General features: G+C 71.8%; 11 protein-coding genes. 2 read left to right on the top strand and 9 right to left on the bottom strand.

Features of this window, described 5'->3' with window-relative positions; translation table 11 throughout:
* Positions 1–4: 4 nt before the first annotated feature.
* The gene (locus ACGFT2_RS27770) at positions 5–592 is read right to left on the bottom strand and encodes a flavodoxin family protein (protein ID WP_393283130.1); all 588 of its coding nucleotides are present in this window, start codon (positions 590–592) and stop codon (positions 5–7) included.
* 196 nt (positions 593–788) lie between these two features.
* Here ACGFT2_RS27770 and ACGFT2_RS27775 point away from each other — a divergent pair, with 196 nt between their 5' ends.
* Entirely contained in the window at positions 789–1,769 is a 981-nt protein-coding gene (locus ACGFT2_RS27775; RefSeq protein WP_393283132.1) for a hypothetical protein, read from the top strand.
* A 200-nt stretch (positions 1,770–1,969) separates the two neighbouring features.
* Here the strand turns inward: ACGFT2_RS27775 and ACGFT2_RS27780 are convergent, their stop codons facing one another.
* The 3 genes from ACGFT2_RS27780 to ACGFT2_RS27790 all read right to left on the bottom strand — a co-directional run bounded on the left by ACGFT2_RS27780 (position 1,970) and on the right by ACGFT2_RS27790 (position 4,751).
* Entirely contained in the window at positions 1,970–2,446 is a 477-nt protein-coding gene (locus tag ACGFT2_RS27780; RefSeq protein WP_393283135.1) for a VOC family protein, read from the bottom strand.
* Positions 2,447–2,520: 74 nt separating this feature from the next.
* Complete coding sequence (rarD, locus tag ACGFT2_RS27785) at positions 2,521–3,675, bottom strand: EamA family transporter RarD (RefSeq protein ID WP_393283137.1); 1,155 nt, start codon at positions 3,673–3,675, stop codon at positions 2,521–2,523.
* Between the two features lie 221 nt (positions 3,676–3,896).
* Entirely contained in the window at positions 3,897–4,751 is an 855-nt protein-coding gene (locus ACGFT2_RS27790) for an NAD(P)H-binding protein (protein ID WP_393283140.1), read from the bottom strand.
* A gap of 92 nt (positions 4,752–4,843) precedes the next feature.
* Between ACGFT2_RS27790 and ACGFT2_RS27795 the strand changes: the two genes are divergently transcribed.
* A complete protein-coding gene (locus ACGFT2_RS27795) occupies positions 4,844–5,254 on the top strand; it encodes a winged helix-turn-helix transcriptional regulator (protein WP_393283143.1) in 411 nt (136 codons plus the stop codon).
* Between the two features lie 13 nt (positions 5,255–5,267).
* Here the strand turns inward: ACGFT2_RS27795 and ACGFT2_RS27800 are convergent, their stop codons facing one another.
* From ACGFT2_RS27800 to ACGFT2_RS27820, 5 genes are all read right to left on the bottom strand, one after another.
* Positions 5,268–6,329 (bottom strand): 2-oxoacid:ferredoxin oxidoreductase subunit beta, encoded by a 1,062-nt coding sequence (locus tag ACGFT2_RS27800; protein ID WP_393283145.1) that lies wholly within the window; start codon positions 6,327–6,329, stop codon positions 5,268–5,270.
* Complete coding sequence (locus ACGFT2_RS27805; protein WP_393283148.1) at positions 6,322–8,250, bottom strand: 2-oxoacid:acceptor oxidoreductase subunit alpha; 1,929 nt, start codon at positions 8,248–8,250, stop codon at positions 6,322–6,324. The genes ACGFT2_RS27800 and ACGFT2_RS27805 overlap by 8 nt, the downstream gene beginning before the upstream one ends.
* Before the next feature lie 408 nt (positions 8,251–8,658).
* Positions 8,659–9,318 (bottom strand): LuxR C-terminal-related transcriptional regulator, encoded by a 660-nt coding sequence (locus ACGFT2_RS27810; RefSeq protein ID WP_393283486.1) that lies wholly within the window; start codon positions 9,316–9,318, stop codon positions 8,659–8,661.
* A gap of 271 nt (positions 9,319–9,589) precedes the next feature.
* Positions 9,590–10,933 (bottom strand): sensor histidine kinase, encoded by a 1,344-nt coding sequence (locus ACGFT2_RS27815; protein WP_393283151.1) that lies wholly within the window; start codon positions 10,931–10,933, stop codon positions 9,590–9,592.
* A gap of 266 nt (positions 10,934–11,199) precedes the next feature.
* Entirely contained in the window at positions 11,200–12,465 is a 1,266-nt protein-coding gene (locus ACGFT2_RS27820; RefSeq protein ID WP_393283153.1) for a sensor histidine kinase, read from the bottom strand.
* Positions 12,466–12,649 lie beyond the last annotated feature (184 nt).

Below are 12,649 nucleotides of genomic sequence, written 5' to 3' on the forward strand. Positions count from 1 at the left end.
GGGCTCACACGCTCTCGTACGGGAAGCGGGCGGCGGGCGCGTCCTGTGCGAAGAACGTCTTGGCGCGCGCCAGCGCCTCGGTGTCCCGCAGCACGTCGCCGCGCGCGCTGCCGTTGCCCAGCAGCACTCCGCCGAAGCGCATCCCCAGGTACGCGGCCGAGTTGTTGAGGGTGCCGACGTAGGGATCGGCGACGGACGGTTCGGGGTCCGCCAGGGCGGCGATGCCCCAGAGCGTGCGGCCGGCCATCGCCGCCTTGAAGCCGAGACCGGGGGTGCGCAGCCAGGCGGACCAGTGGTCCAGGTAGTTCTTGGTCAGGGCGGAGACCGAGTACCAGTACAACGGCGAGGCGATCACGATGTCCGTCGCCGCGAGCGTGGCTTCCAGCAGCCGGCCGGCGGAGGTGGACTCCGGCGGCCGTACGTGGTCACTGTCGTGCCGCAGGTCCACGAAGTCCGGCAACGGGTCCTCGGCGAGGCGGACCCAGTGCTGCCCGACGTCCCCGGGAAGCTGTTCGGCGGCCCTGCGGGCCAGCGACTCGGTGTTGCCCTCGGCGCGGGCACTGCCCAGGACGAAGAGGAAGCGGCGGCTCATGGGTCCCCCAGACGAAGCGGTGGCGAAGTTCAAATAAAAGCGTGTGCATTTTATGCATGCGCAATCAATTTTGGCCAGGGTGCGGCTGGTGCGAGGCTGTGACGTCGCAGTGACGCGGAAGCCGACCGGAACCGACACACTGGTTGGCAGGACGCGTACGACCGGATCGTGACGCCGGGGGAGTGAGGGAAAGCCGATGTCTCGACTCAGCTTCGAGAAGAAGCGGGCGCAGCAGCCCGCGGCGCATCCGGCGGTGGTGGCCGTCCGGGTGACCGGGCCGGCCGGCGCGTCGGTGGGCGGGACGGACATAGTGGCTGCGCCGGGGGAGCGGATCCAGCAGGCCGTGCTGGACCACCTCCAGCGCCTGGCCATCAGCCTCGGCGCCCCCATACGGGCCACGATCCACGACGAGTACGCGGGCTGTGTGGTTCCGCTGGAGGTCTCGGCCGACGGCTCCAGCCGGATGACCGGGGAGCCGGTCCCGGTGGCCGCGAACGCGTCACCGGCAGTGGCGGAGGCACCGGCCGGGCCGCCGCCGGAGCCGGCGGACCGGTTCGGCCCCGCTCCGGTCATGGACGCGCTGCCCTCCGCGCTCATCCCGGTGTCCACCGAGCCGGAGCCGGCGCACGCCCCCACCCACACCCCGCCCCGGGGTTTCGACGCCGTGGCCGAGGAGGTGCTCGGGGACGGCCCCGTGACCGAGACCGCCGAGGGCGCCGAACTGCTCACCGAGCCGATGACGCGGATCAACGACGCCGTACGGGCGGGCCGGATCGACGCGGCCGCCGAACTCGCCGACCGCACGGTCACCGAGGCATCGGCCGTCCTGGGCCCCCGCCACGCCGAGGTGCTCCATCTGCGGGAACTGACCGCCTACATCGCCTACCTGGCGGGCGACCCGGCCCGCGCCTTCCACCTGTCCCTGGACCTCGCCCGGCTGCGCCGCCAGGCATGGGACATGGAGGCGGCCTACGGCAACGTGCAGAGCGCCGCGACCGCCTGGCGCGCGGTGCGCGAGCCCGAGGAGGGGCTGCGGATGGGCCGTGACCTGATCGACCTGTGGGCCGATCTCGCCGCCGAGCCGGGTCCCGCGGCCGACGACCCGCGGCCTCTGGAATCCGCCCGTGCCCGCATGACCCGCCTCACCGACCGGGCGGCCCGCGCGGCACAGGCCTAGGGCCTGTCCGACGATTGCCGTCTGCCCCGCGACGCCATGCGCCCACTCGCGCCGCACCGGGCCCTGACCCACCGACGTCCGGTACGGGGCCCAGGGCCCGGCACTCCCTCGGCTTCCCGCCGGGGGACCACGCCTGCGGGACCCGGACACCCGCTCACCGGGACCGGTGCGGCAGGGACGGCGCACGGGTACCGGTGCCACTAGTGCACGCAGAACTCGTTGCCCTCCGGGTCCGCCATCACCACCCACGCGCCGGAGGGCTCCGTCACCTCCCGCAGCACCCGCGCGCCCAGCACCTCCAGCCGTGCCACCTCCTGCGCCCGCAGTCCCTCACCGGGATGCAGGTCGAGATGGAGCCGGTTCTTGCCGGTCTTCGCCTCCGGCACGCGCTGGAACAGCAGCCGCCGCCCGAGCCCGGTACCGGTCCGGTGGTCGTACGGGTCGTCGGGGTGCCGAACGGCGATCAGGTCGCGGAAGGCGGGACGGCCGTGGTACTCGACGGTGGCCTCACCCGACAGCGCTCCCAGCTCCAGCAGCCCTTCGATCAGGGCGCTGTTGTCCTCGGCGGTGTAGTGCAGTGCGGCGGCCCAGAAGTCGGCCTGGCTGTGCGGGTCGCCCGTGTCGATGACGAGCTTCCAGTGCAGCGGGGCGGGCGTGGGTGCGGGTGTCGTGGTCATGGTCACCACTTATAGCCGCCCCCACCGGCCGGGCGAGCGGATTCCCGAACGGTGGTTCCGGCGGTGGCCGTCGGCTACGGTCTCGCCGCGTCGCTGCCCGGCCCGCAGGGATCCGGCACGGAAACGTCCGGCTTGGCGAGGCTCTGCGCGGCGAGGCTCGGTGCGCGAGGGTCCGGCGCGCAGGCGCCTGGTGTGGCGAGGCCCGGTGCTGAAGGGTCCGGCACGGCGAGGCCCGGCACGGCGAGGCCCGGCACGGCGAGGCCCGGTTCGGCGAGGCCCGGTTCGGCGGGGCCCGGTTCGGGAAGGCCCGGTTCGGCGGGGCCGGTGAGGGTGCGGGCCGTCCGGCGCGCGGTGCGCAGCGCGTTGCCCGTGAGCAGCACCAGCGCCACCCAGACCAGCGCGAACCCGGCCCAGCGCTCGAACGGCATCGCCTCGCCGAAGTAGAGGACGCCGAGCAGGAACTGGAAGACGGGGGCCAGGTACTGCAGCAGGCCCAGCGTGGACAGTGGCACGCGGATCGCCGCCGCGCCGAAGCAGACCAGTGGCAGAGCGGTGACGAGTCCGGTGGACGCGAGAAGGGCGGCGTGCCCGGTGCCGTCGTCGACGAAGCTGCAGTCACCGTGCGCGATGAGCCACAGCAGATAGGCGAGGGCGGGCAGGAACTGGATAGCGGTCTCGGCGGCCAGCGACTCCACACCGCCGAGGGCCACCTTCTTCTTCACCAGGCCGTAGGTGGCGAAGGAGAAGGCGAGACAGAGCGAGATCCACGGCGGGCGGCCGTATCCGACGGTCAGCACGACGACGGCGGCGAGGCCGGTCGCGACCGCCGCCCACTGCACGGGCCGCAGCCGCTCCTTGAGCAGCAGCACCCCCATCGCGATGGTGACCAGCGGGTTGATGAAGTACCCGAGGGAGGACTCGACGACATGGCCGGAGTTCACGGCCCATATGTAGACGCCCCAGTTCACCGTGATGACGGCCGCCGCCACGACGACGAGCGCGAGCCGGCGCGGCTGGCGCAGCAGTTCCCCGGCCCAGGCCCAGCGCCGTACGAAGAGCAGGGCGACGGCCACGAAGACCAGGGACCACACCATGCGGTGGGCGAGGATCTCGAGCGCCCCGGCGGGCTTGAGCAGCGGCCAGAACAGCGGCACCAGCCCCCACATGCCGTAGGCGGCGAAGCCGTTCAGCAGGCCTGTTCGATGTTCACCCTTGGATGTCCCGGCCACGGGCCCTCCCTCACGTCGCAGCCACGCGGGAACGAAGGTAACGCCGATGGCATCCGCCTGTCATGCCCGTATCGCCATACGGTCATGACAGGCGGGGGGAGGGTGCTCTCGAAGGGCGGACAGGGCTCGGCCAACGGCTGCTCACGGTCCTGGCCAGGTCCTTAGTGGCAGCTCGGAGCCGGTCACGGGCCCTAGTGCCGCGGGGCTCACCGGAGGCCGGCTCAGCCCTTGAGCGCGACGGTGATCGCCTCCGCGAGAGGGGTGGCCGGGCGGCCGGCCAGTCGCGACAGGTCACCGGTGGAGACGACCAGCTCGCCCTTCTCGATCGACGCGTCGACGCCGGCCAGGATCTCGGCCAGCGGTTCCGGCAGCCCGGCGCCGGTCAGGATGCCCTTCTGCGTCTCGCCGGAGACGGCGTTGTAGACGATCTCCCGGCCGGTCTGCCGGCTCAGCTCGGCCGCGTACTCGGCGAAACTCCAGGCCTCGTCGCCGCCCAGCTCGTACGTCGTGTTCTCGTGTCCCTCGCCGGTGAGAACCGCGACCGCCGCGGCCGCGTAGTCGGCGCGCGAGGCCGAGGAGACCCGGCCCGCACCGGCCGCCGCCACGACCGCGCCGTGCTCCAGCACCGGGGCCAGGTTCTCGGTGTAGTTCTCGTGGTACCAGCCGTTGCGCAGCAGCGTGTACGGCAGGCCGGAGGCGAGCAGCACCTCCTCGGTGGCCCGGTGGTCGTCGGCCAGCGCGGCGGTCAGGCTGCCGGGGGCACTGGTGTACGCGAGCAGCGCCACGCCCGCCGCCCTCGCCGCGTCGATGACGACCGAGTGCTGCCGCACCCGGCCCTTGTCGAACTCGTTGCCCGAGATCAGCAGGACCTTGTCGCCGGCCGCGAACAGGCCGTCGAAGGTCTCGGGCGCGTTGTAGTCGGCGACGGCGACCCGCACTCCGCGGGCCGCCGGGCCGGCGGCCTTGTCCGCGTCGCGCACGACCGCGGTGATCCGCTCCGCCGGGACCTTCTCCAGGAGCTGCTCCACTACGTGTCGGCCGAGGTGGCCGGTGGCTCCGGTGACGACGATGCTCATGGGTGCAAACTCCTCGTTCGGGTGGCTGTGCCACTTACCCTAGGAGAAGCGCTTTCTCGTGGAAAGTACCCACTTTGAAGTAAGGTACTGGCATGGCGGTAAGTAACAGCAGGGCGCGTACCGGCGCCGAGGCCGAGGCACAGTGTCCCTACCGGCTGGTCCTGGAGCACGTCACCAGCCGCTGGGGCGTGCTGGTGCTGATCGAGCTGCTGGCGGGCGCGCGACGGTTCAGCGAGCTGCGCCGGGCCATCGGCCGGGTGGGACGGGTCAGCGAGAAGATGCTCGCCCAGACCCTGCAGACCCTGGAGCGCGACGGCCTGGTCCACCGGGACGCCAAGCCGGTCATCCCGCCCCGGGTCGACTACTCGCTCACCGGCCTCGGCCGTGAGGCGGCGGAACAGGTGCGCACCCTGGCCACGTGGACCCACGACCGCATGGACGAGGTGGAAAAGGCCCGACGGGCATACGACGAGGCCCGGGAACAGCGGTCCCGGGCCTCGTGACACGGCGGCCGGCTCAGCCGACGACGGTCCAGGTGTCACCGCCGGCGAGCAGCGCGGACAGGTCGCCCTTGCCGCGCTGCTCGATCGCCGCGTCGAGCTGGTCGGCCATCGCCGAGTCGTACACCGGCCGTTCCACCGAGCGGAAGACTCCGATCGGCGTGTGGTGCAGGGTGTCCGGGTCGGCCAGCCGGGACAGGGCGAACGCGGTCGTCGGGGAGGCGGTGTGCGCGTCGTGGACGACGATGTCCGCCTCGTTGTCCGGGGTCACCGTCACCACGCTCAGATCACCGGTCCGCCGGTCACGCACGACACCGCGCGTCCCGTCGGCACCGAAGCGGATGGGCTGCCCGTGCTGGAGGCGGATCAGCGCCTCGTCGGCCTGCTGCTTGTCCTTCAGGGCGTCGAAGGCGCCGTCGTTGTAGATGTTGCAGTTCTGGTAGATCTCGATCAGAGCCGTGCCCGGGTGATCGGCGGCGGCGCGCAGCACCTCGGTCAGATGCTTGCGGTCGGAGTCGATCGTGCGCGCCACGAAGGACGCCTCCGCGCCGATCGCCAGCGACACCGGGTTGAACGGCGCGTCCAGGGAACCCATCGGCGTCGACTTGGTGACCTTGCCGACCTCGGAGGTAGGCGAGTACTGGCCCTTGGTCAGGCCGTAGATCCGGTTGTTGAACAGCAGGATCTTCAGGTTCACATTGCGGCGCAGCGCGTGGATCAGGTGGTTGCCGCCGATGGACAGGGCGTCGCCGTCACCGGTGACGACCCACACGCTCAGATCCCGGCGGGAGGCGGCCAGGCCGGTCGCGATCGCCGGGGCGCGGCCGTGGATGGAGTGCATCCCGTAGGTGTTCATGTAGTACGGGAAACGGGAGGAGCAGCCGATCCCGGAGACGAAGACGATGTTCTCCTTGGCCAGCCCCAGCTCGGGCATGAAGCCCTGCACGGCGGCCAGGATCGCGTAGTCACCGCATCCCGGGCACCAGCGCACCTCCTGGTCCGACTTGAAGTCCTTCATCGACTGCTTGGCCTCGGCCTTGGGGACCAGCTGCAGCAGCCCGTGGGTGGCGTCAGTCATCGATGGCCTCCTTCAGCACCGCGGCGAGCTGCTCCGCCTTGAACGGCATGCCGTTGACCTGGTTGTAGGAACGGGCGTCGACCAGGTACCTCGCCCGGATCAGGGTGGCCAGCTGTCCCAGGTTCATCTCCGGGACGATCACCTTGTCGTACTGCTTCAGCACGTCCGCGAGATTGCGCGGGAAGGGGTTCAGATGGCGCAGGTGGGCCTGCGCGATGGAGTCGCCGGCCGTGCGCAGCCGCCGCACCGCCGCCGTGATCGGGCCGTAGGTCGAGCCCCAGCCCAGCACCAGCGTCCTCGCGCCGTGCGGGTCGTCCACCTCGATGTCCGGGACCTCGATCCCGTCGATCTTGGCCTGGCGGGTGCGGACCATGAAGTCGTGGTTGGCCGGGTCGTAGGAGATGTTGCCCGTGCCGTCCTGCTTCTCGATGCCGCCGATGCGGTGCTCCAGGCCCGGTGTGCCCGGGATCGCCCACGGCCGGGCGAGAGTCCGCGGGTCCCGCTTGTAGGGCCAGAAGACCTCGGTGCCGTCGTCGAGGGTGTGGTTCGGACCGGAGGCGAACCGCACGCGCAGGTCCGGCAGCTCCTCCAGATCCGGGATCCGCCACGGCTCGGAGCCGTTGGCCAGATAGCCGTCGGAGAGCAGGAAGACGGGGGTCCGGTACGTCAGCGCGATCCGGACCGCCTCCAGCGCCGCGTCGAAGCAGTCCGCCGGCGTCCTGGGCGCGACCACCGGCACCGGGGCCTCGCCGTTGCGGCCGTACATCGCCTGCAGCAGGTCCGCCTGCTCCGTCTTGGTCGGCAGACCGGTGGACGGGCCGCCGCGCTGGATGTCGATCACGAGCAGTGGCAGCTCCAGCGAGACCGCGAGCCCGATCGTCTCGCTCTTCAGGGCCACACCCGGCCCGGACGTGGTCGTGACCGCCAGCGAGCCGCCGAACGCCGCGCCCAGCGCCGCGCCGATGCCGGCGATCTCGTCCTCCGCCTGGAAGGTCCGCACGCCGAAGTTCTTGTGCCTGCTCAGCTCGTGCAGGATGTCCGAGGCCGGCGTGATCGGGTACGAGCCCAGGAACAGCGGCAGATCGGCCTGCTGCGAGGAGGCGATCAGGCCGTACGCCAGGGCGAGGTTGCCGGAGATGTTCCGGTAGGTGCCGACCGGGAAGGCCTTGGCGGCCGGGGCGACCTCGTAGGAGACCGCGAAGTCCTCCGTCGTCTCACCGAAGTTCCAGCCGGCCCGGAACGCGGCGATGTTGGCCTCCGCGATCTGCGGCTTCTTCGCGAACTTCGACTTCAGGAACTTCTCGGTGCCCTCGGTGGGCCGGTGGTACATCCAGCTCAGCAGGCCCAGAGCGAACATGTTCTTGCTGCGCTCGGCCTCCTTGCGGGAGAGCTCGAACTCCTTCAGCGCCTCCACCGTGAGGGTGGTCAGCGGCACCGGGTGCAGGCTGTAGCCGTCGAGCGAGCCGTCCTCCAGCGGAGAGCTGTCGTAGCCCACCTTCTGCAGGGCGCGCTTGGTGAACTCGTCGGTGTTGACGATGATCTCCGCACCGCGCGGCAGGTCGCCGATGTTCGCCTTCAGGGCGGCCGGGTTCATCGCGACCAGCACGTTCGGCGCGTCGCCCGGGGTGAGGATGTCGTGGTCGGCGAAGTGGAGCTGGAACGAGGAGACACCGGGCAGGGTGCCTGCCGGGGCGCGGATCTCGGCGGGGAAGTTCGGCAGGGTGGAGAGGTCGTTGCCGAAGGACGCGGTCTCCGAGGTGAACCGGTCCCCGGTGAGCTGCATGCCGTCACCCGAGTCCCCCGCGAACCGGATGATCACCCGGTCCAGGCGCCGCACGTCCTTCGCTCCGCCCGGATTGCGCTGTTCTCCTACGACGGCTTCGTCCGCGTGCTCCGTTGGGCTGCTGACCTGGCTGGTCACTGAACTGGACCTCCTTCGAGGCGGCTGTCCGGGGCGTGGTCTGTCCCACGGACCATCCCAGGATCAACCCTACGTCGGTAAGGGTCGCCCTCCCGAGGTCATCCGAGAACCGGATGACATTTCGAGACGGCCTGTCGCGCTGGCCCCCATGATGTCCCGCATCTCTCAAGCGCTCCTCAAAGCGCTCCGCGCGCCTCCCCCGGTTCCTCCTTCCGCCGCCCGGCTCCCGCCCCGGCCCCTGCCGCCTGGGTGCCGCCGCCCGGCTCCCGCCGCCTGGGGCCCGCCCCGCCCGGGCCTCCGTGCTCCCGGCCTCCGTGCTCCCGGCTTCCGCGCTCCGGATCCCACCAGGTCGGTCATCGGGTCACACCGGGGCACTCACCAGGTCACTCGCCGGTCCGGGCGAACGCGTCACGAGTTCAGATACGTCAGCACGGCCAGGACCCGCCGGTGGTCACCGTCGCTCGGGGCCAGACCGAGCTTAAGGAAGATGTTGCTGACGTGCTTCTCCACCGCCCCGGCGCTGACCACCAGCTGCCGGGCGATCGCCGAGTTCGTCCGCCCCTCGGCCATCAGCCCGAGCACCTCGCGCTCGCGCGGGGTGAGCCCCACCAGCACGTCCTGCTTACGACTGCGCCCGAGCAGCTGCGCGACCACCTCCGGGTCCAGCGCCGTACCGCCCTCGGCCACCCGCACCACCGCGTCGACGAACTCCCGCACGTCCGCGACCCGGTCCTTGAGCAGATACCCCACACCCCGGCTGGATCCGGCCAGCAGCTCGGTGGCGTAACGCTCCTCCACGTACTGCGACAGCACCAGCACCCCGAGCCCCGGGTGGGCCTTGCGCAGCGTCACGGCCGCCCGCACCCCCTCGTCGGTGTGCGTCGGCGGCATCCGCACGTCCGCCACCACCACGTCGGGCAGGGCGCCCTGCGCATGCAGCTCGGCGATGGTCTTCACCAGCGCCTCCGCGTCCCCGACACCGGCCACCACGTCGTGCCCCCGGTCGGTCAGCAGCCGGGTCAGGCCCTCCCTGAGCAGCACTGAATCCTCGGCGATGACCACCCGCACCCTGTCCTCCACGATCTCTCGGCCCCCCACACCCACACCCCGTCACCGCGACGACGTCCGACGACGTCCGTCCCTGAGCGCGTCATACGGAAGTGACGCGCGTCCGTACGGAAGTCCAGCATTCCAGCATTCGGGCCGAGCCGCCGCACTCGGTGATGCCGGGCGGTGCCGGCGAGGTGGTCGTCATGCCGGGGAGACGGGCCCGGTTCGGGATCCCGCGGGGTGCCGGTGGGTATGGACGGACGCCTGTCTCACACGGCCCCGCCGGGCCTCACAGCCGTGTCCGCCAGGGAAGTTCCGCGATCACGCGGGTCGGGCCGCCGGCCGGGGAATCCACCATGAGGATGCCGTCCACCGCGTCCAGACGTCCGGCGAGGCCGGCCAGGCCCGACCCGCGTGAGACGTCCGCGCCGCCCACGCCGTCGTCGCTCACCTGCAGCATCAGCCGGTCCTCCGAGCGCCACACGTCGACGGAGGCGGAACGGGCCCCGCTGTGCTTGCTGATGTTCTGCAGCAGCTCGGAGACGGTGAAGTAGGCGATGCCCTCGATGGCCGGGGCGGGCCGGGCGGGCAGGTCGACCTCGACCCGCACCGGCACCGTGCAGCGGGAGGCGACGGAGGACAGGGCCGCGTCCAGGCCCCGGTCCGTGAGCACGGCCGGATGGATGCCGCGGGCCAGGTCGCGCAGCTCCTGCAGCGCCGTCTTCACCTCGCCGTGCGCCTCCTCCACCATCCGGGCCGCGGCCCTGGGGTCCTCCTGGAGCTTCTCCTTCGCCAGCCCCAGATCCATGGCCAGACCGACCAGCCGGGCCTGCGCCCCGTCGTGCAGATCCCGCTCGATACGCCGCAGGTCGGCCGCGGCCGTGTCGACCACGACCCCACGGTCCGACTCCAGCTCCTCCACCCGCGCCGACAGCGGCGACGGCCCCAGCAGCCCCCGCACGAGCAGCCCGTCCACGGTCGTCAGGGCCCGTACGAGCCAGGGTGTGGCCAGAGTGAAGACCAGACCGACGAGCGCGGTCACGGTGATCTCGAACGGGTTGTCGAGATAGACGCTGTGGTGCGCGTCGCCGTACAGCTGCAGACCCCCGCTTCCGGCGTACGCCGGGAACACCCAGAACCACAGCGGATACGTCAGCAGCGCCCAGCCGACGGTCCAGAAGGTCACGGCCACGGAGAACGAGAACACCGCCCACGGGAACTGCACCAGCGCGTACAGCAGGTGCCGCCAGGAGACGCCGCTCTTGAGGACCGCGCCCATCCAGGCCAGCGCGCCCGGCTTGGGCACCCGCAGCGGCTCCGGGTCGGCCACGTCCAGGTGGAGCAGCCCACGCGCGCGTGCCCGCTCCAGCGCGCCGAAGCCACGGCAGCCGACGAGCGCCGCCGCCAGCACCGGGACGCCGAGGAACGTCACGAGCAGGCCCGCGCCGAGCGAGACCATCGTCACCGTCCAGGTGAACAGCACGATGGAGATCGGCAGGCTCAGCAGGACATGGCCGAGCTCACGCCACGCGCGCGCCTCGAACGGCGCCCGCAGCGCGGCGGGCAGCCGGTGACCGGTTCCGGCGGGCTGCCCGTGCCCGTGCCCGTACTCGTGTGCGTAGTGCGTGGCCATCGAATGCCGTCCCGTCCGTCTCGTCTTCGTGTCTTCTCGTCTTCGTGTCTTCTCGACTGCGCGACCGCGTGTCTTCGCGACCCCTCGTGTCTTCACGTCCGGGTGGCCGCTCAGCCGTATCTCCAGGGTCGTGCGCCGCGCGCCGCAGAGCCATGAAGGCCGTCGGCGTCTTGGGCGGGGGGTTTTCCCCACCCCGGGAGCGGCGGAGGACGGCCACCCCCCGTCCGGGTGCCGGGGGACGGAGACACGCGCCTGCCCGGGCGGGCCTACGCCTTCCGGTCCCGCCACGGCAGTTCAGCGGTGACCACCGTCGGGCCGCCGGCCGGTGAGTCGAGCACGAACAGGCCGTCCACCGCGCCCAGCCGGTCCGCCAGACCGCGCATGCCGGTACCTCCGTCGAGCCGGGCCCCGCCCTGGCCGTCGTCCCGGACCTGGATGAGCAGCCGGGTGTCCGAACGCCACACGTCGATGGAAGCCGTCCGGGCCCGGCTGTGCTTGCTGATGTTCTGCAGCAGCTCGGAGACGGTGAAGTACGCGATGCCCTCGATGGCCTCCGCCGGCCGGTCCGGCAGGTCCACGCTCACCGTCACCGGCACCGTGCAGCGCGAGGCGACCGAAGAGAGGGCCGCGTCCAGGCCCCGGTCCGTGAGCACCGCCGGATGGATGCCGCGGGCCAGGTCACGCAGTTCCTGCAGGGCCAGTTTCACCTCACCGTGCGCCTCGTCCACCATCGCCGCCGCGGTGTCCGGGTCCTCCAGCAGCTTCTCCTTGGCCAGACCGAGGCCCATCGCCAGGTTGACCAGCCGGGCCTGCGCCCCGTCGTGCAGGTCGCGCTCGATCCGGCGCAGATCCGCCGCGGCCGTGTCGACCACGACCCCGCGGTCGGACTCCAGCTCGGCGATCCGGCGTTCCAGCTCGTCGGAGGGCGACAGCAGTCCCCGCACCATCGCCCGGTCGACGTTCGCGAGTCCACGCGCGAGGTACGGCAGCACCGGCCACAGCACGAACAGCGAGATCAGCACGATGCAGAAGGTGAGGATGCCCCAGGGCAGCCGGATGGCGTCGTACAGCAGCGTCCGCCAGCCCACCGGGTCCTTCAGCGCCATCCGCAGCCGCTGCGCCAGGCCCCCGCCCCTGGCGAGCGGCAGCGGCGTCGGCTCCTCCACCCGCACCCCGAGCAGTTTCCGCGCCCGGATCCGCTCCAGCTTGCCCAGCTGGCGGGCGCCCAGCAGGCCGAGCGCGAGCAGCGGCAGGCCGATCACCGTGACGGTGAGGGCTCCTCCGGTGGCCAGCACCGTGACGGCGTAGACGAAGCCGAACACCGCCACGGGCAGATTCAGCAGGAGATGCGCGATCTCCTTCCAGGTGTGCGCCTCGTAGGCCGGCCGCGGCCGGGGCAGACGGCCGGCACCGGTCCGGCCGGCACCGGTCCGTTGGGCACCGTCGGCCCGGTGGGCGTCGTCGGCCCGGTGGGTGTCGTCGGGCCGGTCGGTACCGCCGGGCCGGTCGGCGGCGAAGCTGGGAGCGGTCATACCGGTCAGCCTGCCGTGCCCGGTACCTTCCGCGCCATGCGGTACGCCGCCCTGCGCCGACGGGGGAAATCCCCACCCCGGCCCCACCTTCGATTCCTCCCCGGCCCTCACCCCGGCCCCGCCCCGCGTCTCAGGGCGTGACGGGCTGCTTACCTCTTCTTTATCAGGGCCTAGACTCCGGTGC

The sequence above is a fragment of the Streptomyces sp. NPDC048514 genome (genome assembly GCF_043199955.1).
Lineage (GTDB): Bacteria > Actinomycetota > Actinomycetes > Streptomycetales > Streptomycetaceae > Streptomyces.

What these genes read in the sequence shown, in the direction of transcription:
- ACGFT2_RS27770 (WP_393283130.1), bottom strand. Translation starts at nt 592, where the DNA reads ATGAGCCGCCGCTTCCTCTTCGTCCTGGGCAGTGCCCGCGCCGAGGGC.
- ACGFT2_RS27775 (WP_393283132.1), top strand. Translation starts at nt 789, where the DNA reads ATGTCTCGACTCAGCTTCGAGAAGAAGCGGGCGCAGCAGCCCGCGGCG.
- ACGFT2_RS27780 (WP_393283135.1), bottom strand. Translation starts at nt 2,446, where the DNA reads ATGACCACGACACCCGCACCCACGCCCGCCCCGCTGCACTGGAAGCTC.
- ACGFT2_RS27790 (WP_393283140.1), bottom strand. Translation starts at nt 4,751, where the DNA reads ATGAGCATCGTCGTCACCGGAGCCACCGGCCACCTCGGCCGACACGTA.
- ACGFT2_RS27795 (WP_393283143.1), top strand. Translation starts at nt 4,844, where the DNA reads ATGGCGGTAAGTAACAGCAGGGCGCGTACCGGCGCCGAGGCCGAGGCA.
- ACGFT2_RS27800 (WP_393283145.1), bottom strand. Translation starts at nt 6,329, where the DNA reads ATGACTGACGCCACCCACGGGCTGCTGCAGCTGGTCCCCAAGGCCGAG.
- ACGFT2_RS27815 (WP_393283151.1), bottom strand. Translation starts at nt 10,933, where the DNA reads ATGGCCACGCACTACGCACACGAGTACGGGCACGGGCACGGGCAGCCC.
- ACGFT2_RS27820 (WP_393283153.1), bottom strand. Translation starts at nt 12,465, where the DNA reads ATGACCGCTCCCAGCTTCGCCGCCGACCGGCCCGGCGGTACCGACCGG.